Source organism: Staphylococcus sp. McC-251-APC-3A2 (genome assembly GCF_009695665.1).
GTDB lineage: Bacteria > Bacillota > Bacilli > Staphylococcales > Staphylococcaceae > Staphylococcus > Staphylococcus cohnii.
On the sequence record NZ_VUNO01000001.1, the window covers coordinates 447572 to 472569 of the forward strand.

At 30.9% G+C, this 24998-nt stretch carries 23 protein-coding genes; 7 read left to right on the forward strand and 16 right to left on the reverse strand.

Going from position 1 to position 24998, the window contains the following annotated elements:
* Positions 1–26: 26 nt before the first annotated feature.
* Complete coding sequence (pepF, locus tag FYJ81_RS02295) at positions 27–1847, reverse strand: oligoendopeptidase F (protein ID WP_107385783.1); 1821 nt, start codon at positions 1845–1847, stop codon at positions 27–29.
* Between the two features lie 258 nt (positions 1848–2105).
* On the opposite strand from pepF, the gene FYJ81_RS02300 reads away from it, so the two are divergent.
* Both FYJ81_RS02300 and FYJ81_RS02305 read left to right on the forward strand, forming a co-directional pair.
* On the forward strand, positions 2106–2456 hold the full coding sequence (locus FYJ81_RS02300; RefSeq protein WP_107383945.1) for a hypothetical protein: 351 nt from the start codon (positions 2106–2108) through the stop codon (positions 2454–2456).
* A 188-nt stretch (positions 2457–2644) separates the two neighbouring features.
* Entirely contained in the window at positions 2645–3400 is a 756-nt protein-coding gene (locus FYJ81_RS02305; protein WP_107385782.1) for a MerR family transcriptional regulator, read from the forward strand.
* Positions 3401–4455: 1055 nt separating this feature from the next.
* Here the strand turns inward: FYJ81_RS02305 and FYJ81_RS02310 are convergent.
* Positions 4456–5652 (reverse strand): cyclopropane-fatty-acyl-phospholipid synthase family protein, encoded by a 1197-nt coding sequence (locus FYJ81_RS02310; protein ID WP_319016531.1) that lies wholly within the window; start codon positions 5650–5652, stop codon positions 4456–4458.
* Between the two features lie 192 nt (positions 5653–5844).
* Between FYJ81_RS02310 and FYJ81_RS02315 the strand changes: the two genes are divergently transcribed.
* Positions 5845–6366 carry a DUF308 domain-containing protein gene (locus FYJ81_RS02315; protein WP_107385325.1) on the forward strand — a complete coding sequence of 174 codons (522 nt, stop codon included), beginning with the start codon at positions 5845–5847 and terminating at the stop codon, positions 6364–6366.
* 329 nt (positions 6367–6695) lie between these two features.
* Here FYJ81_RS02315 and FYJ81_RS02320 read toward each other — a convergent pair whose 3' ends face one another.
* The 10 genes from FYJ81_RS02320 to FYJ81_RS02365 form a co-directional block, all read right to left on the reverse strand.
* The gene (locus FYJ81_RS02320; RefSeq protein WP_107385324.1) at positions 6696–7955 is read right to left on the reverse strand and encodes an aminoacyltransferase; all 1260 of its coding nucleotides are present in this window, start codon (positions 7953–7955) and stop codon (positions 6696–6698) included.
* Between the two features lie 32 nt (positions 7956–7987).
* Complete coding sequence (locus tag FYJ81_RS02325) at positions 7988–9247, reverse strand: aminoacyltransferase (protein ID WP_107385323.1); 1260 nt, start codon at positions 9245–9247, stop codon at positions 7988–7990.
* A gap of 291 nt (positions 9248–9538) precedes the next feature.
* Positions 9539–10198: a type 1 glutamine amidotransferase domain-containing protein gene (locus tag FYJ81_RS02330; RefSeq protein WP_107384592.1), complete on the reverse strand. Its 660-nt coding sequence runs from the start codon at positions 10196–10198 to the stop codon at positions 9539–9541.
* A gap of 120 nt (positions 10199–10318) precedes the next feature.
* Complete coding sequence (gene trpA, locus FYJ81_RS02335) at positions 10319–11062, reverse strand: tryptophan synthase subunit alpha (RefSeq protein ID WP_154409252.1); 744 nt, start codon at positions 11060–11062, stop codon at positions 10319–10321.
* Positions 11055–12269 (reverse strand): tryptophan synthase subunit beta, encoded by a 1215-nt coding sequence (gene trpB, locus FYJ81_RS02340; RefSeq protein ID WP_107384590.1) that lies wholly within the window; start codon positions 12267–12269, stop codon positions 11055–11057. Before trpB ends, trpA begins: the two co-directional genes overlap by 8 nt.
* Positions 12270–12271: 2 nt before the next feature.
* A complete protein-coding gene (locus FYJ81_RS02345) occupies positions 12272–12901 on the reverse strand; it encodes a phosphoribosylanthranilate isomerase (protein WP_107384589.1) in 630 nt (209 codons plus the stop codon).
* On the reverse strand, positions 12898–13680 hold the full coding sequence (trpC, locus tag FYJ81_RS02350; protein WP_107384588.1) for an indole-3-glycerol phosphate synthase TrpC: 783 nt from the start codon (positions 13678–13680) through the stop codon (positions 12898–12900). The genes FYJ81_RS02345 and trpC overlap by 4 nt, the downstream gene beginning before the upstream one ends.
* Positions 13664–14683 (reverse strand): anthranilate phosphoribosyltransferase, encoded by a 1020-nt coding sequence (gene trpD / locus FYJ81_RS02355; protein ID WP_419413273.1) that lies wholly within the window; start codon positions 14681–14683, stop codon positions 13664–13666. The genes trpC and trpD overlap by 17 nt, the downstream gene beginning before the upstream one ends.
* A complete protein-coding gene (locus FYJ81_RS02360; RefSeq protein ID WP_107384587.1) occupies positions 14649–15245 on the reverse strand; it encodes an anthranilate synthase component II in 597 nt (198 codons plus the stop codon). The genes trpD and FYJ81_RS02360 overlap by 35 nt, the downstream gene beginning before the upstream one ends.
* Positions 15242–16651: an anthranilate synthase component I gene (locus tag FYJ81_RS02365; protein WP_107384586.1), complete on the reverse strand. Its 1410-nt coding sequence runs from the start codon at positions 16649–16651 to the stop codon at positions 15242–15244. The genes FYJ81_RS02360 and FYJ81_RS02365 overlap by 4 nt, the downstream gene beginning before the upstream one ends.
* A gap of 718 nt (positions 16652–17369) precedes the next feature.
* Here FYJ81_RS02365 and FYJ81_RS02370 point away from each other — a divergent pair.
* Positions 17370–18461, forward strand: a complete 1092-nt coding sequence (locus tag FYJ81_RS02370) for a prephenate dehydrogenase (RefSeq protein ID WP_107386072.1) — start codon at positions 17370–17372, stop codon at positions 18459–18461.
* Positions 18462–18751: 290 nt separating this feature from the next.
* Here the strand turns inward: FYJ81_RS02370 and panD are convergent, their stop codons facing one another.
* On the reverse strand, positions 18752–19135 hold the full coding sequence (panD, locus tag FYJ81_RS02375; RefSeq protein WP_107384584.1) for an aspartate 1-decarboxylase: 384 nt from the start codon (positions 19133–19135) through the stop codon (positions 18752–18754).
* A 126-nt stretch (positions 19136–19261) separates the two neighbouring features.
* Between panD and FYJ81_RS02380 the strand changes: the two genes are divergently transcribed.
* Positions 19262–20134 (forward strand): oxidoreductase, encoded by an 873-nt coding sequence (locus FYJ81_RS02380; protein WP_107384583.1) that lies wholly within the window; start codon positions 19262–19264, stop codon positions 20132–20134.
* A gap of 287 nt (positions 20135–20421) precedes the next feature.
* On the opposite strand, the gene FYJ81_RS02385 is transcribed toward FYJ81_RS02380, so the two are convergent.
* Positions 20422–21693: a Y-family DNA polymerase gene (locus tag FYJ81_RS02385; RefSeq protein WP_107384582.1), complete on the reverse strand. Its 1272-nt coding sequence runs from the start codon at positions 21691–21693 to the stop codon at positions 20422–20424.
* 148 nt (positions 21694–21841) lie between these two features.
* On the opposite strand from FYJ81_RS02385, the gene FYJ81_RS02390 reads away from it, so the two are divergent.
* Positions 21842–22030, forward strand: a complete 189-nt coding sequence (locus FYJ81_RS02390) for a 2-hydroxymuconate tautomerase (protein ID WP_107384581.1) — start codon at positions 21842–21844, stop codon at positions 22028–22030.
* A gap of 363 nt (positions 22031–22393) precedes the next feature.
* Here the strand turns inward: FYJ81_RS02390 and FYJ81_RS02395 are convergent, their stop codons facing one another.
* Positions 22394–23371: an LCP family protein gene (locus FYJ81_RS02395; RefSeq protein ID WP_107384580.1), complete on the reverse strand. Its 978-nt coding sequence runs from the start codon at positions 23369–23371 to the stop codon at positions 22394–22396.
* Between the two features lie 140 nt (positions 23372–23511).
* On the opposite strand from FYJ81_RS02395, the gene msrA reads away from it, so the two are divergent.
* Entirely contained in the window at positions 23512–24012 is a 501-nt protein-coding gene (gene msrA / locus FYJ81_RS02400; protein WP_107505054.1) for a peptide-methionine (S)-S-oxide reductase MsrA, read from the forward strand.
* Positions 24013–24076: 64 nt separating this feature from the next.
* On the opposite strand, the gene FYJ81_RS02405 is transcribed toward msrA, so the two are convergent.
* Complete coding sequence (locus FYJ81_RS02405; protein ID WP_107384578.1) at positions 24077–24988, reverse strand: D-ribose ABC transporter substrate-binding protein; 912 nt, start codon at positions 24986–24988, stop codon at positions 24077–24079.
* Positions 24989–24998 lie beyond the last annotated feature (10 nt).

Genomic DNA, 24998 nt, shown 5'->3' on the forward strand with positions numbered 1-24998 from the left:
TTAAGATATGTCTTTATTTATATTTATTAGTGTTGATGATTGTCTGCTTCAATTTCATCTGTAAGCTGCTCCAGCTCATCTACCAATTTACCTATATATGCAATTGTAGATTTTAATGGTTGATCAGTGCGAATATCAATACCAGCCAATTGAGCTAATTCAGTAGGTGATTGACTGCCACCTGCTTGCAATGTTTTTAACCAATCACTCACAGCAGGTTGTCCTTCTTGCTGAATACGTTGTGACATAACTGTACCTATTGTTAAGCCAGCAGAATACGTATACGAATATAATCCCATATAATAATGTGGTTGTCTCATCCATGTAAGCTCTGAACCTTTAGTAAACTTAACACTTTCTCCAAAAAATTGAGTGTAGACATCCAACATAATTCGATTTAATAATGGCGCAGTCAGCGATTCGCCATTATCAACTTTTTTATAAACTTCGCGTTGATACGCTGCTTCTAGTAAATGCGTTACCATATTGTGATAATACGTTCTAGAAACGATAGAACCTATAACCCAACGCTTAAATTGAGCATCGCTGCTATTTTCGAATAAATAATTCGCCATTAACATCTCATTCATTGTCGATGGTGCCTCTACAAAATACATGGATGGTTCTGATTCCAAATAATTTTGGTAACTTTGTGCTAACGTAAAATGGCCAGCGTGTCCTAACTCATGTGCTAAAACAAATGTCTCAGTCATTTTACCAGTCCAAGAAATAAATATATACGAATGTGTAGCATATGGACTTGCACAATACGCACCAGTATCTTTGCCTTTGTTCTGAGCAAAATCTATCCATCTATCTTGATAAGCTGTTTCAACCATATTCAAATAATTTTTACCTAATACATTTAATGCGCCATAAATATATTTTTTAGAATCTTCAATAGAGATATCTGGTTCGTAATTAGGATCTATAGATATCTTTAAATCTTCAAAATGCATGACTTCTAAGCCATGAACACGTTTAATCAATTTCGCATATTTTTGCATAATAGGCGCTAAATTGCTCATAATAACATCAATTTGACGGTCAAACATATCTCGAGTAATTTCTTGATCTTGTAATAGGTAATCAATTACAGAATCATAACCACGTAAATCTGCTTCAATTTTTTCTTGTTGTACTTGCATATTATATGTAGCAGCAGTTGTATGTTGATACTTATTTAATGCATCGCTAAATTTTTTGAAACTAATCCTTCTAAATGCTTCTTCTGGATGATCTTCATATTCATTTTCAAAGGTAGCATAATCTAAAGGATATGTTTTACCGTTATATTCAAACGAATCAAAATCTATATCTAACATCTTCGTTATACCATATAGTTCAAAAGGACGTTCAAACACTGATGATAAACTTGCTAATGTTTTTTCAACTTCAGGACTAAGTTGATACGGTTTACTTTCTTTTAATTTTTTTAAATAATGTGGGTATTTAGATGTTGAAATAAAATGATTGAATACCTCATCAGAAAGTTCCAATATTTCTGATTCAACAAATGATAGTTCACTCGCAATTTTTCCATAAGTATTTGAAAATTTAGCACTTAATGTTTGTGCTTGTTCATTTGACGTATCAACACTTAATCTCAATTCTGCATAATTTGCCATTTTATCTAATTGGACCAGTATATCAGAATATACAGCTAATGCTTTTTCAATAATAGTAGGATTATCCAATTGATGAACATAATTTTCATTAAATGTTTTTGCAGCTGCTGTGGTGTTATCTAAAGTTTGATAAAATGCTTCATCTGATGAAAATAGAGCTGAAATATCCCAAGTTGTTTCAGCTGAAACTTCATTTCTAAGTGGTAAAGTATCTGCCATTTAATCACTCCTAATCATGTATAATAATTTCATGTTTAATTATACATGAAATTACCTGGTAAGATACAATTGTGCGTTTATAGACCAAACCCGCGTAAGAAAACAAGTTATCTAATTGTATAAAGAATGTTAATTTGACGTGATTAATGCAATATTTTAATATGTTATTATACTACTCAAGATGGATATGATATATAATTTCATTTAGTATTATTGTTATAATGACAAATATGCCGATTTTTATAAGGAGCGCTATAAATGACTATTTTTGATTTACCTAATTTTTTATGGATTACAGTAGTAGCTGTTATAGTAGTTACATTATTCTGTACACTTGTTTTAAATAAATGGTTTGCAGCTGCAATTTTAACATTTGTTATATTAGCTATTGCTGCATTCTTAATACCTAATTTTGAAAATATTACTTACGAGCCTTTATTAGGTTTTGCTGCATTTATGGCGGTATTAAGTTTAATCATGAGCTTTTTAATTTGGTACTTTACGCGTGACTTCAGACGTAAACGTCGAGAAAAAAAGGCATTAAAAGAAATGAAAAAACGTGGTATCTCGCCTGAAGACGAAGCACATGAATTTAAAAGAAAAAAATAATTGTTAAAAGTAACATCGGAATAAAAATGCAAAGCTCATTGTTTCATCTACCAATATTGAAAGTCCCCAGACACATTTTGTCTCAGGGACTTTTTATTTTTATTATACTGCTAACAATAATACAAAATTTATTATTGACCCTGACGTTCCGTTAAGCATTATAGTCATTTTATGAGGAGGTAAGATAAATGCAAATGACGGTTAAACAAATAGCCAATTTAGTAGGTATTAGTGTGCGTACGTTACATTACTATGATGAAATTAATTTATTAAATCCAACGAAACTGTCCAAGTCAGGATATCGGCTATATTCAGAAACAGACCTAGATAAATTACAGCAAATTTTATTTTTTAGAGAACTCGACTTTTCTCTTAAAAAAATAAAATCAATTATTGATAGCCCGTCTTTCGATAGACAAGAAGCATTAAAAATACACAAGCAATTACTTATTGAAAGACAAAACCGTACCGATCAAATGATTCAAACAATTGATCAAACATTACGTCATATGAGAGGAGAAATAGCAATGACCAATGAAGAAAAATTCGAAGGCTTTAATTTTGATAATTTATCTAAAAGCTATGACGAAGAAGCACGTAAAAAGTGGGGTGATAGCACTATTATAAAAGCTAACCAGCATATTAACTCATGGTCAGACAAAGAAAAAGTTCTAAAAACAAATGAAATGAATGATATCTTTTCAACTTTCGCCAATTTAAAAAGTCAGCCACCAGAATCTGTCGAGGTCCAGTCAAACGTACAAAAATGGTATGATTATTTAAATTCAAACTTAAATTTTAATTACACATTAGATATTTTTGAGTGTTTAGGTGAAATGTATGTCGAAGACGAACGATTCAAAGTAAATATTGATAAATTTGGAACAGGCACTGCTCAATTCATTAAAGACTCAATAGATGTTTATGTAAAAAACAAACAATAATGATATGCCTTTATTAAATCAAAAAAATTACGATTTGATAAAGGCATATATTTTATGTAAAGTTATCAGTTATATTTTCAGCATCAATGAATAAAGCTGTAGAGTTCATATAATGATTAATAGATTATAGTAAATACTTAATAGACTAATACGTATCGTTACATATTTAAGATACAATGCAAATAATTATATATAATGAATACATAGTGACTTAATAATTTCAGTTATTAAAGTAGATAACGAATAATCTAATTTAAACTGCAAGTAAGATATGAAATTGGTTATTCAAAAAAGCTAACGAAAACAAATTAAAACAAACGTAAATAGCATAAAGATTATATGATAGGTCCCTTATATCGAAACACACATAACTTCCTATAATATATATTATGTAAACTAAAATGTTAATTTATATATGTATGCTGATTTATCTATTAATTTATAAAAGTATAAAGTTCATCGTATGATAAATCCTTAATTAATTTAACCAAAACTTAAGATACAAATACAAAATTGATAATCACATCTTATTGCATTCATGTGAACATCACTATATGTATTCTACCTTTTTCTTAACCATCCTCAACGTGTATTTACAGTAATCTAACTGACAATAACATTATCATAAATCAATTTTTGGCTCATTTGCAATCATGTTTACATAGATACACAAAAGCAAAGTTCAACGTTCAGAAATCAACTTCTCAGCGTTTCAAATGAGATGTTTTTTTAAAAGTAATTATAGTTTCTATTAATTATAAGAGTATTACTATCAGATAACATTTATAACAATCCTTACTTAACTATGGTTTAAAAATAAGCATATATAATTATAGGTTTACATAACATAAATAACGTTAACTAAATGATTGTCTTATATAACATAAATAACGTTAACTAAATGATTGTCTTATATAACATAAATAACGTTAACTAAATGATTGTCTTATATAACATAAATAACGTTAACTAAATGATTGTCTTATATAACATAAAAAAATCAATAGTATTGAGATAAAAGTAAAATCTCAATACTATTGATCGAAAATTTTATTTTAATTATCTTTGTATAAATAATCTCTTGTCATTGGCAGTTCATTATTGACGCCTTTTGTGATTAAAAACTGGTGCAAATCAGAAACGCCACATGTAAAGTTTGCCGCACATGCATTTAAATACAAACGCCACATTCTTATAAACCTCTCATCAAATTGCTCTCGTACTTTATCTAGATTTGCTTCAAAATTCTCTGCCCAGTTGCGTAAAGTTAAAGTGTAATGCCTTCTTAAACTTTCTACATCTACAATTTTTATGTTATTTTGTGACATATTGTCAACTAACGCTCTTATAGAAGGAATTGCACCTCCGGGAAAGATATATTTAGTGAGAAAGTCGTTACCTTCTACTTCAACAAGTCCAGTAATACAATGCAATAAGGCCACACCGCCATCGTTCAATAACTTATGTGTATTTTCCATGAATATAGGAATATGATCATGTCCAACATGTTCTAACATGCCTACACTTACAATACGATCAAACGTTCTTTTTTCATTAATAAGTTCTCTATAATCCATTAACTTAACATCCACTTGACCGATCAAACCTTCAGCTTTAATACGTTCTTTTGTTTTGATATATTGTTCTTTACTTAATGTAATACCTAATGTTTGGACATTGTATTGTTTTGCAGCTTCAATAATAAGATGTCCCCATCCAGATCCAATATCTAATAAGCTTTGTCCAGTCTGTAAATTTAGCTTTTTTAATATATGGTTAATCTTGTTAACTTGAGCTGTATATAACGAATCTTCTTTCGTTTTAAAATATGCACAAGAATAATTCATCGTTTTATCTAACCATAAGCGATAAAAATCGTTACCTAAATCATAATGAAATGAAGCATTTTCTTTAGCAATTTTTTTATTGTTTTTATATTTTTTACGAGATTGTACATATTTTTTCTTAGGTTTATTAATAAAACTTTTTTGTTGTGAAAAGATGGACGCCATAATAAATTCTAAATCACCACTGACTTCAATATTCTTATCCATATAGCCTTCTGCTAATGCAATCATCGGATTTGCTTTTAACAGTTTTTTATTTAACGGTCTATTGAAAGTCAAATGAAATTTAGCAATTCCGTCATTATAATGTACGGTTGAACCATCCCAAAATGTTACATTAAACGGCTCAGTTGCTAAATTTTTTAATAGTTTTTTATAAATTGATTTTTGAATCGAAATTCCCACTGATCATACACTCCTAAAACGAATACTTAATTTTCAAACCCTATATATTATAGATTGGACCTAAATATTTATTAAATCAAACAAAACAGGTTACTTTGTTATTCGTTTTTGTTAACATAATAATATTATTATTTACTAAAGTGTTGAATACTTTCATTTTGGGTAAATATTATTGAGATTGGAGTGAAAAACATGCAACAAAAATCAGGTATTAAATGGTCCAGTTTATTAATAGGTGTTTTCTTCTTGATTATAGGCGTTTTTATCATTAGTTTTCCTGAAGAAAATTTATTTGCCATTACTTGGTTAATTGGTATTTTATTTATAATTAATGGCTTCATTGAAATTTTTGTAAGGCGTATTATGAAACAAGCCACGCAAAATGGTTCGAGTTTACTTATTATCTTAGGTATTATCAACATCATTATTGGTATACTTATATTATTTAATGTAGTAACAAGTACAACATTTATTGTTTATTTATTTGCCATATGGTTTATTATTAATGCACTTTTGAATATGTTTACGATTACGTCAGCAGAAGGTGCAAACAAACGATTTCATATGGTATCTATTATATTAAACATAATAGAAATTATATTTGGTGTCATTTTATTGTTTAATCCATTGATAGCTGCCGTTGTTATCGCTGTATTTATGAGTGCAGTTTTCTTTATTATTGGAATAACTTATCTCATAGACGCTTTACGTTAATTGTTTTCAAAAAGATATTCTTAATATATTAGAAATATTTCTTAAACCTAACATTTTTGAATAATATTATTTATTAATTTACTATCCTGTTTATATAATAAAATGATATTGCACTTCTGATTAGTGAGATATATACTAAAAATGTGGAAAACAACCAGAATTGACATCGCATGATAATCCACGCAAAGGGAGTGGGACAGAAATCTGATTTTATTAAAAAGATTTCTGTCCTACGTGAAATGAGGTTGGGCGAATCCATTATATCTCAACCTCTTTTGAACATAAGAAAGCATACTGGCTTAGGGCTTATATACCAGTATGCTTCCTTTTTATTTTTTAATTTTTTTTCTAATATTGTTAAGCGTATTGAATAACTTATACTTCGTTTTTTTGATTGGTTTATAAAAATCACCAATTAATTCTTCGATTTGTACGCCGAAACCTCGTTTAAATCGATAAACACCATAGTCTTCACTATTTTCAGTGAAGTCACCAGATAAGCCATAGAAATTGTAACGTCCATATCCATGATCAAAACAATAATTAATCATAAACCAATGCATCATATAAGGTCCCATGTATTGATTGTATTTTTCAGATGACCCACCTGAGAAATAATTCACTTCATACGCATTAGCAAAATATACGCCTGCTGCAAGATTCAAGATAGAGCCATCTGTCTGTCTTAATTCACTCGCATGTAATAATTCTTTTTTATCATGCTCAATTTGTTTATCGATTTCAGCAATTTTTTTCAATTGCTTATCAGATTTATTTTCATTTTGCATCATTTGATCCCTACGCGCTTCTTTTTCATTAATACTTTCTTGCGTATTCGTAATATATTCATCTAAATCAATATAAGCTAGAGGAATTAAAGCTTTATCCCCATAATTATCTATGAAATTATAGAAATATTCATCCGTTTTTGATACAAAACCAGCTCGTTTTTCAGTTTCACGATAGAGTGATAAAAAGATGTCAAATTCATCTCTTTCTAAAAATCTTACTTTCACGCCAAAATTAATCGCTTTATTAATATTTCGTTTTCTTTGGCTATCAAATTGTTTTTTTAATGATGCTGGTGATTTACCATCTAAATTAAGTACACCCATCCATCTAACTTGACTTGATGTATCATATTCTGTTGTAAAACCATGATGCGTATATCCATGTGATTTAAATAAATTAACAAGCGCATCATTTTCTTGATAATCAGGCATTGGATTAATATCTTTATCATAAATTTGGTATATCCAATAAGGATCCATTTTCACATATAAACAATTTTGTTTTTGAAGGTAAGTATCTAATTCACGTAAATAGAAATCAACTAAACCTAAATCATTATAATCCATGACTGGACCACGGTTTGAATAATATACATAGCTACCCATAGTTGGGATTTTAGAGAAAAGACTAGCTGCGATAACTTGATTATCATCATCTTTTAAGCCTAATAAAACAACTTGAAAACCATCTTCTTCTCTAGTAGCTATATTTTCCTTTACTTGAAAGTAATGACTCTCTAAAGCTGGATTTTGTACAAAATTGTCGTATTCTTTGACAGTTAACTCTGTAAATTTCATTATAGCTAGTTCCTTTCTAAATATAATACGTATTACTTTTTATCTTTTAATCCCTTTAACATTGTATAAATTTTGTACATTGGTTTATTTATTGGTTTTATAAAATCACCAACATATTCAACTACATCAGCGTTGAAGCCTTTTTTAAATTTAACAACACCTGCATCTTCTGCATCTTCTGAAAAATCACCACTAACGCCATAGAAGTTATATCTATCAATATTATTATCGATTGCATAATTTATCATTTTCCATTGTATTGCATAGCTTCCCGCAAAATGTCTAAATTCGTTAGATGTTCCTCCTGCGTAATACACTACTTCGTACGGATTAACAATAAAGAATGCTGCTGAAATTGGTAATTCATTACCGTGTTGTTCTTGTAATGACTTAGCTTCATCAATTTTTTGCTGATTTGCAATAAGTTGTTTTTCTAAATTTTCTTTTTTATTATATGCTTTTTTATTTTCAGGACGTTTTTCTATATCTTTAAGCGCTTTGTTGATATCTTTACTTAACACTTCACGCTCTGACTTGAGTTCATCGATATATGCTTCAAAATCCATATAAGCTAATGGCACCAATACACGATTCTTATAATACTTTAACCTATTGTAATAGAAACTGTCTTCTCTATCATCGAAATCTTTAGATTCTGAAGTATCTTCCATAAACGAACGGAAAATAGGTAATTCATCTTCGCCTAAGAATCTGACCTTCACGCCATTTTTTTGAACTTTTTTCGTATTACGTTTACGTAAACTATCCATATCATTTAGTACATCTTTTGCTGTCTTATCTTTTAAGTCTAATACAGAATGGAATCTTATTTGAATAATTGGATCAAAACCAGTTAAAAACCCTTGATGTTTATAACCAAGTTGTTTCATTTTATCGAAGATCCAATCATGACCTGCATTTTCTAATACATCTCCATCGTGATTTCGATATTGATATGCTAAGTATGGATCTACTCTTAAATATAATGCATTATGTTTTTTTACATATTTAGCTAATTCATTGAAAAAATAATGGACGAGTTCTTTATTTTCGAAATCAATCACTGGTCCACGATTTGTATAAAAATATTTAAATATTTTCATAACTGGTACAGCCGTTAATAAACATGCTGCTATAACTTCATTTTCATTATTTTTAACGCCTACTAAATGTGTTTCTGTGCCTTCTGCAATTTTTAACTCATAATTCCCTACCATCTGTGTGAAATGACTGTTGGGCATGTGATCAACAAATGCACCAAACTCTTTTGCAGTTAAATTCGTAAATTTCATTTTATATACTCCTATTTGTCTATAGTACTTTATTTCGAGTTTAAACTTTAATCTTAATTATTATACAATATTCAATTATAAAACTAAATCGATACCCTAGTTAGAATTACTAAATGCTACAATTCACTTATAATTTATGTATTGTTATATTATAGCATTACTTTTATTCTAACAAAGAATAACTATTTAAACACAAATCTTAATTTAATTATGTAAATATAAAAACTACTAACAAGTTTTTTACTTGTTAGTAGTTCATGTTACCCAATATAACTTATTTTAAAAACCCCACTATTTTAAGGCATCTTTTAATGCTTCACCGATTGCTACACTTGATTGAGGATTTTGACCAGTGATGAATTGACTATCTGTTTCAACATGTTCCGTAAAATTATCTTTGGTAACGAATTTAGCGCCCTGTTGCTCTAATTCTGTTTGTGTTAAGAATGGTACTTTATTCTCTAGTCCCATCGTACGTTCTTCATCATCTGTAAATGATGTTAAAGTAACACCTTCTACGAGATATTTACCATTTTTATCTTTTGCACCGACAAATGCACTTGGTCCATGACATACAGAACTTATAAATTTGCCTTCATGTTTAAAATCAGACAAGATATTAGCTAATTTTTGATTATGAGCAAAATCAAATACTGTACCATGACCACCTGGTAGGTAAACTGCATCATAATCTGAAACATTAATGTTATCTATACTAGGCACATCATTAATTTTTTCTACAAATTGTGCATATTTCGTTAATTCGTCATTTTGAGTTGAATTTGGATCTAAAGGTATTTCTCCACCTTCTATTGAAACGATATCTACGTCGATACCTGATTCTGTTAAAATATGATAAGGTTCACTTGCCTCTTCCAACCATAATCCAGTTGGTGTACCATCTTCATATTGTGCTCTACTTGTTATAACGAATAAAACTTTTTTATTCACGATTGTCACCTCTTCATTTATTTAGGTTATTATCTACTTGAAATCACGTCAAATTCATTTCGATGTTTCAATTTTGACTATCTATTTCAAATAATACCCATCTAAAATAAACATTACACATCATTTATTAATTTGTACATCATCTAGGGTTGTTCTAATTGAATTTAGATACGCGATTGTCGATTCTTTTTGGTCTTGTTCAAACCGTTTAACAATTTCACTACCGATGACTATACCATCAGCTACTTCGCTAATGTCACTAACATGCGTTTTAGTACGAATACCAAAACCGGCTACTACAGGTACATTTGCTTTGTTTTTAATTTTTTCATTTTTTCGTTTTAGTTCTGGATGAAACTTTCCATTTTCTCCAGTTGTTGCATTCATTGTAACTGTATAGATAAACCCTTCCGAATTTTCAGAAATTTGATTGATGCGTTCATCAGATGTTGTCATAGCAATTAATGAAATAATATTAACTTTGCGATGAGGATGTCTATCTTTTAATTGTTGGACAAGTTCATGTGGCAAATCAGGTATAATTAATCCATATACACCAGCTTTCTCACATGCATCAAAAAATGCATCTTCTCCATAATGATTAATTATATTGATATACGTCATAAGTACATATTGACTGTTTATAGAATCACGATGTGCAGTCAGTTCATCAAAAATATATGCGATGTTCACGCCTTGTTGTATGGCTTTATTTCCAGCTTCCATAATCACTGGCCCATCAGCTACTGGATCTGAAAATGGAACGCCTACTTCAATAATATCCGCGCCTGATTCACTTAATATTTTCATATTTTCAATAAAATTTTTGTTCCCCATGATATAGGGAATAAATAATTTATGCATTACTTTCGCCACCTTGTCTCATGTAGTTTCTAATCGTTTCCATATCTTTATCACCACGTCCTGACACAGTTACGACAATGATTTGGTCTTTATCCATAGATGGTGCTAGCTCTTCAACAAAACTTAATGCATGCGCACTTTCTATCGCAGGTATAATACCTTCTGCCTGGGTAAATTTCACCAATGCATCCATGGCTTGTCTATCACTAGCAGTTGCATATTTAACTCTTCCAATATCATGATAATATGAATGCTCAGGTCCTACACCTGGATAATCTAACCCAGCTGAGATTGAATGTGCTAATTCTATCTGTCCATTTTCATCTTGTATTAAATACATTTTTGTACCATGTAAAATACCTTCATGACCTTTATTTATTGCGAGTGCATGTTTGTCACTATCAATGCCCTCTCCTGCTGCTTCAACACCATAAAGTGCAACATCATCTTGAATAAATGGATAAAATGTACCAATAGCATTTGATCCTCCGCCTACACATGCAATTATCGCATCTGGTAAACGCCCTTCCTTCTCTTTGATTTGATCTTTGATTTCAGTACCTATAACTTTTTGGAAATCTCTCACTATTGTCGGGAATGGATCTGGTCCTAATGCAGAACCTAATAAATAATGTGTATCGTCTACATGACTTACCCAATATTGTAACGCCTTATTAACTGCATCAGATAACGTTCCTTGTCCTTCAGTCACGGGTTCAACTTTTGCACCAAGTAATTCCATTCTAAATACATTCAATTCTTGTCGTTTGATATCTTCTTCACCCATAAACACCACGAGTTCCATATCAAATAAGGCTGCTGCTGTCGCGCTAGCAACTCCATGTTGTCCTGCACCAGTTTCTGCAACTAATTTATTTTTGCCCATTCTTTTAGCTAAAAGTGCTTGACCTAGTGCATTATTAATTTTGTGGGCACCAGTATGATTCAAATCTTCTCTTTTTAAATATATTTTTGCCCCGCCTAGCGCTTCTGTATATGATGCCGCATATGTTAATGGTGTCTCTCTTCCTACATAATCTTTTAAATAGTTATTCAATTCATTTTGAAACTTAGGATCTAGTTTAGCTTTTTCATAAGCTTGTTTAAGTTCTTGAATTGCTGGCATTAATGTTTCTGGGACATATTGCCCACCAAAATTGCCAAAAAATCCAAATTCATCTGCTTCTGTCTGTATGTTTTTAACCATATTTAATTAACTCCTTTTACAAGTTCTATGATTGCTTGCATTTTTTCGCTATCTTTTACACCATTTGTTTCGATACCACTTGCAATATCATAACCATTGTGATTTAAATTAAGTTTACTTACACTTTGAATATTTTTATAATTCATACCGCCAGCTATTAAAAAATCCACATCTTTTATATCTTTTAAGATTTCCCAATCATAGGATTGGCCAGTACCACCGTAAGAAATTGATGGTGTATCAATAATAAATTGATCTACAAAACCTTTATAATATTGAATATGCTTCGCTAATGTATTTGTGTTTTTTGCAGGCAATGCTTTAATAATCTTTATATTGTCTTTTTTTTGACGTATAAAATGAATAATTTCCAAATTTTCCAACCCGTGTAATTGGATGGTAGTTATATTTGTATTATCTATGAGATTACTGATCGTTTGATAATCTGGATTTACTACAATTACTACTTTGTCTTTATCTTCTGGTATTATGTTAGCAAATGTTTCTATCTTATCGATATCCACATAACGTTTACTTTTGGGGTAATGAATAAAACCAATTGCATCAATATCTAAATCTTTTGCTTTATACACATCTTCAATTGTTTTAAAACCACAAAATTTCAATTTCATACCTTCACCTTATCTAACTTTAGACTTGGTAAAAACTGACTTAAATCATCACATTTCATTAATGATTCGCCGATAAGTAAACCATCAATACCTGCATTTATAATACTTGCAACGTCTTGTTTGTTGCGAATACCACTTTCAGAAATATAATAATAACCTGCTTTTTTATTTTCTAATATTTCATTTGTATGCAAAACATCTGTTACAAATCGTTTTAAATCTCTATTGTTTACACCAATAATTTTGGGATCTAACTTGTAAGCACGTTCCAATTCTTCTTTATCATGAACTTCTACTAATACTTCTAAATTTTTTGATATCGCATAATCATATAAGGCTTTTAACTGTTGATCAGTCAATACATTTACAATAAGTAAAATAATAGATGCACCTGCCTTTTTAGCAACATCAATTTGAATAGGATCAACTACAAAATCTTTACACAATACTGGTAAATCAGTTACTTGTGTCAAAGTTTGTAATCGTTCGTAACTCCCTCCAAAATAATGTTCATCTGTTAAGATTGAAACTGCGTTAGCACCATATGCTTCATACGCCTTAACTTGTTGTTTCAAATCTCTCCCTGGAAGTTCAGATAATGTCGGACTTTTCGATTTAATCTCAGCGATAACCGATAATTGATCAGCTTGTGCTAACTGTGACTCAAACGTTTGTTTATGCGTAATGTCTACCTCATCAAGGTCTGATAATTTTTTTGTATAATAGCCATCCTTCAATAATTCCTTTTTATATGCTACTATTTCATCCAATATAGTCATACGTTTTGCCTCCCATTTTGTTATATTGTTTGAGTGCATCTCCATTTTCAATTAATATTTTTGCTTTATGAACACCTTCTTGAATAGTGGCTGCTTTTTCAGCAACATATAAGGCAATGCCTGCATTCAATAACACCACATCTCTTTTAGCACTTTGATCTTTACCATTTAATATTTGTTTTGTAATTTCTAAATTTTCCTGAGGTGTGCCACCTTTTAAATCCGTATTTGGTGCATAATCTAACCCTAAATCTGTTGCATTTATAGAATAAGATTTAATATGTTTGTCTTCCGTCACTTCATATAGTGTGTTATTTCCAGATAATGTAGCTTCGTCCATACCATTTGCACCATGTAAGACGATTGCTCTTTTTCTACCTAAATCTGCTAATGTTTGCGCAATTTTATTTAATTGAGACGGTTCATAGACACCCATAACTTGATAATCTAATTTGAATGGATTAATTAATGGTCCAGTAACATTAAAAATAGTTGGATTACTAATGGCTTTTCTTAACGGTTGAATATGCTTCATAATTGGATACGTTTCAGTCGCATTTAAAAAAACAAGCCCTTGTGTTTTTAAATGTGTTGATGTTTCCTCAACACTTCGTGTCGGAATACGCATTGCATTTAATAAATCGGTACTCCCTGATGCTGATGTAACGCTTCTATTACCATGTTTAATAACTGGTACACCTGCACTTGCCAATACAAAAGAAACTGTTGTTGAAATATTAAAACTATTAGATTTATCTCCGCCAGTACCACAAACACACATACTATTAGGAAAAGTTGGTTGTGTAGGGTACATAGACCCTATTAAGCTTTTTGAAATATATGTTAATTCCGCTTGACTAGGTTCTCTTTCCGAAAAGGCTTCTAACAGTTCTCGTTTTATATCATCTTCTAGTTGATCTGTGATTAACAATTCTATAAATTCGTTCATTTGTGTTTGATTAAGTGGCTTATACTGTTTTATATGATTTTGTAGACTCAACATAATTGACCTCCTCTACTATATTTAAAAAGTTACTTATGATTGCTTCACCGTATTCCGTAGCAAAAGATTCGGGGTGATATTGTATGCCAAAATGTAAGTCATTAATATGCTCAAATGATTGAATACTATCTTTTGTTTGAGCAGTTACTTTTAATGTATCGGGTAACGTTTTTGGGTCACTAATTAATGAATGATAGCGCATTATTTCAGAATATTCTGTAATATTTCGGTATAGTTTGGATTCTCTTACAATCTGCATCGTATCTTTTTTACCGTGACATATTTTTTCACCTTGGATAACATCACCACCGTGGTAACATGTCAACGCTTGTGAGCCCAGACATACACCTAATATAGGTTTATGTTTATAATGTTCAATAATATTGACTAAATAGCTAGTATCTAATGGATGTCCAGGTCCTGGCGATATAATCAAGCCATCTATTTTTAAATCAAATATTTCAGGATCATCTGGATACTTAATAATTACATCAGAAGTCTTTCCTACAATATTGACTAAGTTATACGTAAAAGAATCGTAATTATCCACTACTAAAATCATGGTGATACCTCCAATAAACTTTTGGCTTTTAATTTTGTTTCTTCTAATTCTTTTTCAGGTATTGAATCATAAACGACACCACATCCTGCTTCTACATTGATGTATGTATCATCAATCATCATTGTACGAATCGCTAAAGCAAAATCTAGGTCATGATTACAGTTGATATATCCTATTCCTCCACTGTATACACCTCGTTTTTGAGGTTGGGCTTCATAAATTCTTTGTATTGCTCTTAATTTAGGTGCTCCTGACACGGTACCTGTAGGTAATAAACTTGCAATTACAGTCATTGGCGAATAATTTGATTTCAGTTTTCCTGTTACCTCACTAACGATATGCATAACATGTTCATAGCGTTCAATTGACATTAACTTTTCAATTTTAGAACTAGCAATTTCACTCACTCTATGAATATCATTTCTACCTAAATCAACAAGCATGCTATGTTCGCTTATCTCTTTTTCATCGTTGATTAGTTGTTTTTCATTTTCAAGATCTTCTTTGTCAGTCGTGCCTCGTTTAATTGTTCCAGCTATAGGATTTGTGACTACAGTTTGCCCTTTCACTTTGACAAAACTTTCAGGCGAACTACCTACAATAATCGGTTCATCAAAATTCAAATAATACATGTAAGGACTTGGGTTTTGTCTCTTTAAATTCTGATAAAGCTGATACGATAATTGTTGTAAATTCATTCCAAAATTATGTTTATACTTATATATAATTGAGGGTACAACTTGAAACATATCCCCTTGTTGTATCAATGATTTCATTTCACTAACAGTTTTTTTAAATTGATCTGGTGTAATGTTTGATTCAATTGCTTTGTCTTTTATGTCATTTTTTATAGGCGAAGGATATATATTTATATTTTGCAACTCATCAACATGACGTTTGACACGTAATGCTAATTGTTCTTCATTTTCATTGGAAAACAAGTTTGTGGATATAACGTATAGATGCTCTTTGTAATGGTCAAATACGTATACATCTTCTACCATGTGAAATTTAGCATCGTGTTGTTTGTGGTCAGCTAAACCGATTTGCTTTAATACAGGAAATTCATGTCTTACCAAATCAAAACTGCATGATCCAACAAAGCCTGAGATAAATGGTAATTGTGCTAAATCTTCGTCTTCTATTTCTACTTTATATTGATCTATAAAAGCTTTCAGTTTGTCATATGGTGCTTCGTTTTCTATCTCTGTTTGCTTGTCATTGTATTGAATGGCCATATTTTCATTATCTAAAGTCACTGAGCCATATACATCAAATATTACAATTGAATAACGCCCTTTCACTTTAGATTGTTCTGTACTTTCCAACACTATTTTTTGTTTTTTTAATCTTGCCAATGCTTCTGGTGTTACTTCAGCATTTATCTTTTGATATTGCACCTTCATTTTTACTCCTCCTTATAAAAAAAATCAGCATCCTTAAATATTAATTAAGGACGCTGATGCGCGGTACCACCTAAATTAGTAGATAATATCAATCTCACCTACTCACTCATTTAATTATGCAATTTTAATCCAACAAAACCCAATTTCAGTATGTGTAGGTGTTAGTTTTCATCTACCACTAACTTTCTGCTTGCTACCATTCACAACTTACTACATTTTGTTTTTTATATAAAAAACACCACACTAACGCATGCTGTAAGGACGCGTTACCGTGGTGCCACCTTAGTTAACAATTTCATTGTTCACTTTAAAAATTATTATATTATGCTTACGTTTAAAAGCCCAATTCACAATATATGTTGTGCTAATTTCCATCTACCATTAGCTTTCTACTTGCTACAAATCACATACGTTACTTTACCTTTCAAACGGCAACTGTCGTTGCAAAATGAATTAACTAGAATAATACAAGCATCATTCATTTTTGTCAACTCTTATTTTTAAATTCTTCTACTTATTTAAAGTAATCTGGTGACTTAGTGTTTTAATTATATTGAAATTGTGTAAGCTAAATTGTTTAGAATCAAAAACTGTTAAACCAGTGGCCTTATAAATGAGTTCTGCTTATGAAATAGAAAATAAAACATGTATTGCGAATTAACTACTCCTACTATACAATGTTACTATTCTGAAAATTTTGATAGAGGTGGTCAGCAAAATGAAACAAATACTTTTCGTAGGTTTAGGCTTAATTGGTGGTAGTCTGGCAAGTAATTTAAGATATTATCATAATGACATTGAAATCACTGCATATGATGCAGATTGCTCCCAATTAGAAAAAGCTTTATCTATTGGAATTATTGATTATCAATCTACTGATTATAAAGCCTGTGTGGAAAATGCAGATATTATTATTTATGCCACACCTGTGCAACAAACAATCAAATACTTACAAGAACTACCAAACTATCAAACAAAGTCTGACGTCATTGTTACCGATACTGGCAGTACTAAATTAACGATTTTGCAATATGAACAATACCTTTTAAATCACAATATTCACCTAATTGGTGGTCATCCGATGGCAGGTAGTCATAAATCTGGCGTACTCAATGCAAAGAAACATTTATTTGAAAATGCTTTTTATGTTTTGGTTCACGACGAACCTGCAAATGATAAAGCTTTTGATGAAATACGTTCATTACTTAGTACAACAAATGCAAAATTTATTGCTACTAATCCAAAAGAACATGATTTTGTGACAGGAATCGTTAGTCATGTCCCTCATATCATTGCGTCGAGTCTCGTTCATTTAAATGCAAACCACGCATCTCACTCTTCATTAGTTAAAACACTTGCTGCTGGAGGTTTTAGAGACATTACAAGAATTGCAAGCGGCAGTCCAATTATGTGGCGTGATATTACTATTGAAAATAAAAATACTATTGTTGATATATTAAAAGAATGGAAATCACAAATGGAAGATGTCATTACGCTCGTTGAAGAAAACAAACCGGACGCGTTATATAATTTTTATAATGATGCAAAAGTATATAGAGATGAACTCCCCCTTAAATCACAAGGTGCACTATCTATAGAGTATGATCTTTATGTAGATATTCCGGATAAACCGGGTATGATTAGCCAAGTAACACATATCCTTAGTTTACATAATATTTCTATAAGCAACTTAAGAATATTAGAAGTCCGTGAAGATATTTATGGTGCGTTACGTATTAGCTTCAAAAATCCAGAAGACCGTAAAAAAGGCGCTGAAGCATTAAGTGATTTTGATACTTATATTGAATAGATTTTATCTTTTTAAAAAGGTTAATTACTTAATTGTTATTGTTTTATTTATTTTTTGTTTGCATAAATCGTAAAGTACATATTTAAGCCAACCACTCATTTCTGTGGTAATGGTTGTTGTTTTTTACAACGCTAAATTTAAAAGCATTTTCAATTTATTATCAAATATAAATATGAGCCTAGCGCAGTTTTCTTTTGTTAGAAAGCTACGTTAGGCTCATATCGTTTCATTCTCGTATCTCGGTATAGTTTGGATGAGACTGTTTATATTTCAAATGTTGTTTTACATAACTAATTTAGCAATTTTCCTTCTTCTTCTTGTATCATCTCTATAATTTCATTTTTTTCATTCATAAGCGCGACTTTTGGATTGTGATTTAATGCTTCTTCTGCAGTAACTTGTACATAAGACATAATAATAATAATATCATTTACTTGAACAAGCCTAGCAGCTGCACCATTCAGGCATATCTTTCCACTATTACGTTCTCCTTCAATCACATAGGTTTCTAATCTTTCTCCATTGTTATTATTAACAATTGCAACTTTCTCATTAGGTAATATATCTACTGCATCTAAAATATTACGATCTATCGTGATACTACCAACATAATTAAGGTTAGCTTCTGTTACACGTGCACGGTGTATTTTTCCATTCATCATAGTTTTTATCATTTGATTTATGCTCCTGTTCAAAAAAATAATTTTACATTTTTAGTTGATTAACACTTCATTATTGATTACTATCATAAACATATCTATTATAATTTTATTTTCTAAATAAACGGAGGTCAACTATAAATGAAAAAGATAGGTGTTATTGGTCCTGGTGCTGTTGGTAGCTGCATCACAGTTCAACTTTTAACAACAGAACATAAAGTCTATTTAATTGGTCAACGTAATGAGCACATTACCTATCAAGATGCTTCGAATAACGTAAATATAGTACTTAATGTTGTTAAAGCATCAGATATGACTGAACCATTAGATATTATATTCATCGCTGTTAAAATTCCACACTTAGAGGGATTATATGAACAAATCAAACATTTATCACAAGATACTACTATTGTTATACTAACTCAAAATGGATATGGACAACACTTAAAACTTCCTTTTCCAAATATATATCAAGCTGTAACTTATATTAGTGGTCAAAAGACCACTCAACATGTGATTCACTTTAGAGATGAAATACTGCATTTACAACAAGATGACAACACAGTGTCATTGAAAAAAATATTAGCTTCAAGTGGTCTTTCGCTTGTGTTACATAAAAATATTGAAGTGGAAATCTGGTATAAACTATTAGTTAATTTAGCAATCAATACAGTTACAGCGCTTGGAATACAGCCTGCATCTATTCTCAAGCAACCTCATATTAAATCATTATGCATATCGTTATTAAATGAAGGTTATATGATTGCTAAACATTCTGGTATCAATCTTTCTGATAACGTTATTGAAGAAATAATGACAATTTATCAAGGTTATCCAGACGATATGGGAACAAGCATGTATTATGATGTACTTTCAAATACACCATTAGAAATCGATGGCATACAAGGTTTTCTATATCGACAAGCTCGAAAGTACAAATTAACAACACCTCATCTAGATACAATTTATGCTTTATTACTATCTAGACATCATACTTTTTTAAATAACTCATAGTAGTAATGTAAAGTCTATTATACCCTCCTTATCATACCAATATGATATTTATATGTTTAATAGATGTACGTTAGATTTTTTACTTACTTAGCATAGACAAATCATCTATTATGTTATAGATACGTTATTTAAATTGTATTTGTTAAAAAGCTAACTAAGTTTGATTCAACAGCTACTTTAGGGACGGGCTGCACCGTATAAACTTACTTAAAATTATCTCCGTTCCATATATTGCCAATGAAATTGATTTATGACTATATTAAACGTTCAGTTTATCATTTTAATTTTTACATTTTATGCCCTGCCATAAGTCCTAAACGCCCATGTTTTGTGCCTGCATCTGTATAGGAGATTGCTTTAGATACGATACCTTTACCAAATTTTTGATGTAGCGCATCAATCGTTTTGGCCAACTTTTCATTCCTTTTTCTTTCGTATTCATCTATAAATAAATTCAATTGTGTATTTCGCTCATCTATAAACTGCGTGAGTGAAATGCTCACCGTTCTGTACAACATTGTTGGATCACATAATTTATCTGCTAAATATTCAACCACCTTAAAAATAGTACCATCTAAATTTGTTGGATCTTCTAATGTGTATTGTTTCTGCACCCCTCCTTGGTCACTATAACCAAATGAAAAGTGTATTGTCTTAGCTAATTTATTTCTTGCTCTAACACGACTCGCTACGTCCTCAATTAATTCCTGCATCACTATTTTAGCTTCATCATAATGGTAATCACGCATCAATATTTGACTCTTACAAATTGACGGATTAACTACACTATACTTGTCTCTTATTCTACTTTGATCAATACCATTTGCATGCAAATGTAAATCCACACCTACGGTACCAAAATCCCTTTTTAAATATTGATATGGATAATGAGCTAAATCACCTATAGTAAAGATACCTCTTTTATTCATTTTTGCTTCTGTTTTTCTACTAATCCCCCAAAATTTACTCAATGGTGAAATAGGCCAAAGTTTGTGCGACACATCTTGATATCTCCATTCAGCAATGAGATCATCAGTATGTTTTGCTTCTACATCCATTGCAACTTTACTTAATAACATATTTGATCCAATCCCTATTGAACAATGTATACCTGTTTCTTCTAGAATTTCATATTGTAATTTTTTACAAAAAGATTGAATTGTACTACTAAATCTGTGATAACTATTTGTTACATCCATAAAAAATTCATCAATACTATATTGGTGTAAATCTTCTGGAGCAGCATAGCGTAAAGCGATTTTAGAAATTGCTACTGAAACTTCCAAATATTTTCTCATGCTTGGATTGATAATATATATATCATTTCTATGAGGGATTTCGAATAATCTTGACCCTGTTTTAATACCTATAGCTTTTAGTGGACCCGTAGCAGCCAATACAACCGATCCCTGTCTCTTAGTATCCGCAACAACTGCTAACTTTTCTTTCATTGGATCTAATCCTTTTTGTATGCAAGAAACACTTGCAAAAAAACTTTTTTGGTCGATACACAATATATCTCTTTCCTCTAACAGATTGTAATCATAAAATTCATACATATAACATTCCTCCCTTAATCACTTACATTATAAAAGAACATACGTTCTATTTCAATATAAATAAGAACAAATGTTCTTATTTATATTTTTTATAATTTTGTGAATTTTCATGCTATAATATATAAAAATAGCTTTAGGAGGAATTTAAATGCCAATAGTAAATGTAAAACTATTAGAAGGTCGTTCTGATGAACAACTAAAAAATTTAGTCACAGAAGTTACTAATGCAGTAGAGAAAACAACAGGTGCTAACAAAGACGCTATACAAGTTGTAATAGAAGAAATGAAAGCTTCTCATTATGGTGTTGCTGGAATTAGAAAATCAGATCAACAATAAATTACATATCAAAAAACTAGAACATAAGCATCAATTTCTATTCTAAACATATTAGGGATTGATGTTTTTTTCTTTTCAAAAGTTTATTCATTTATCAATGATATGACCAAAGAAACAAATGATACGTATAGGTATATAAAATTATTTTCAACAACATCACTTATAGCGATTTTGCATCGTGCGGACGCCCGGGGAAATGATATGAGCGAGAGACTACAGGCTCGAGCCATATCCCCAGGCAAGCATGCACGGTCAAAATCGCAAGTTTTCAAATAAAAAAAGGCTAATCCTTTTGAAAACGGATTAGCCTTTTTAAGTATGAGATTTATATTTCATTCACGTTTAAATGAATGCTTTTAATCATCATTCATTTAAAAATTTCTGTACTTCTTCTTTATTTTTGGCTTTATCGATTTCTAGCGCGCTACCATCCATTGGTGACTGAATATCTTGATAAGTGTTTGATACAGGTAAAGTGATAGACTCTACTTTTTTATCACCACGTATTCCAAAATTCAAACCAGTTTGGATGAGCGCAGAATCTGGCATATTCGTATTTAAATAACCTCTTAAAATACCTGCAACTCTAGGTAATTTAGGTAGCGTGTCTAAACTAGCCAATTCTTGTTTAAGTGATTGCATGACTTGTTGCTGACGTCTTACACGCCCGAAATCGCCTTCTTCATCATGTCTGAATCTAGCATAACCTAATAATTCTTTACCATTTAATCGATGATGACCTTTTTTAAGCGATACACCTATATTTTTAGACATATCTTTTTCAACATCAATCGGTACACCGTTAGGTTCCAGTTCATCAATCATTTTTTCAAAACCGGTAAAATCAAGTATTGCATAATACTCAGGGTCTATACCTAAGTTTTTCTTTAATGTTTGTCGTAATAATTCAGGTCCACCGATAGAATAAGCTGAATTAATTTTATGTTGCCCATTGCCAGGTATATCTGCATAAATATCTCGCATTACAGACATCATCTTCATCTTTTTATGAATATAATCGTATTGTGCAATCATAATCGAGTCGGTTCTAGAAATACCACCTTGCTCTTTATCTGCACCTAAGACCATAATCGTAATTTTTCCATCATTTTTTTTAGCACCATTAAATTTATGTTGCTTGAGCGTTTTGCCATGATCTTTTGCGTATTCAATACCTGATTTATAACCATGAACAGAATAACCAACAATAATGGCTAAAATAATTACAATGATTAAAATTACAATCGGAAATTTTTTTAATTTCTTCTTTTTTGTCCTACGCATCGTCGGTTGTTCTTCTGTGTTTGCACTTTCTTTACTACTGTGTTTGTGTTCATTCATATGTAATCAACCTTATATCTTCAAAATTGCACTGCTATGTACTATAATTAACATATATTAAAGTTATATAAAAACTGAATAAAAATCAAGTGATATCTTAATATATGGTACTAAGGTCTAATATGGAAAGGATGTTAAACATGAATATAAACAAGGCATACTTCGCTGGAGGTTGCTTTTGGTGTATGGTCAAGCCTTTCGACACATTTGAAGGTATTGAGAAAGTGACTTCTGGTTACATGGGAGGTCATACAGATAATCCGTCGTATGAAGAAGTTAAAACGGGTGACACCGGGCATTACGAAACAGTTGAAATAGAGTATGATGTCGCTCTATTTTCCTACAATAAATTATTAGAAATATTCTTTTCTGTAATAGATCCAACTGATGAAGGTGGACAATTCCAAGATAGAGGGTCACAATATAAAACAGCAATTTTTTATACAAATGAAGACCAAAAAGCGGTAGCTGAAGATTATGTAGAACAATTAAAACAAAGTATAGATAAAGAAAAAGCTATTGCTACAAAAATATTACCCGCTTCTACATTTTATGAAGCTGAAGCAGAACATCAAAATTTTTATAAGAAAAACCCTGAACGATATGCTCAAGAACAGCAAGAACGTCAAAAATATAAGTAAGCACATAAAAAAACCGGTGCCTTTTGCATCCGGTTTTTATTTATTACTCAAACTTCAAAATAACTTATTGTCGTTTCATTTCTAAAGGTATTTTATTCTTTTTCTCAACCTTTTTACCATTATATAAATTCATTATTGTTTTAATACTTTCTTCTCCCATCAAATTAGGTTGTTGCGCAACTGTAGCAAACAACTTACCCTTTTCAACAGATTTTATCGCATCTTCATTACCATCAAAACCAACGACTTTAATATCCTTATTTCCTATCGCTTCTACTGCCCCTAATGCCATTTCATCATTTTGAGCAAAAATAGCTTTGATATCAGGATGAGCTTGAATAATATTTTGTGTTACATTTAAACCTTCTGTTCTATTAAACTTAGCGCTTTGTTTGGAAACTACATCAAGTGATTTATCTGCGACGTTATGGAAACCTTTACCACGTTCACGTGTAGCACTGGCACCAGGAACGCCCTCAAGTTCCGCTACTTTCGCATCTTCACCTAATTCATCGACAATGAGTTCGCCACCCATTTCACCGCCTTTGATATTATCGGAAGCAATAAATGATGCAACATCCCCTTTAGCTACATCTCGGTCTAATGTAATAACTGGTATTGCCTCATCATTCGCGATTTGGATACTACCTGATATCGCATCAGAATCTGTTGGATTTACAATCAAGTAATCCACTTTTTGTTGTATTAAATCATCAATATCATTAGCTTGTTTCGCTGCATCATCTTGGGCATCTGCAAACTTAACTTTCACACCTTGTTTCTTTGCCTCTTTCTCAATGCCATCTTTAATTTTCACAAAGAAAGGGTTATTTAAGGTAGAAATACTCACACCAATAACAACATCAGATTTTTTCTTATCTACTTTACCATTATCATTTTTTTCTATAGGTGATTCTAGAGAACAACCTGTTAAAAATAATAAAATAGCTATTGTAGTTATAAAAAGTTTTTTCAATATCAACACC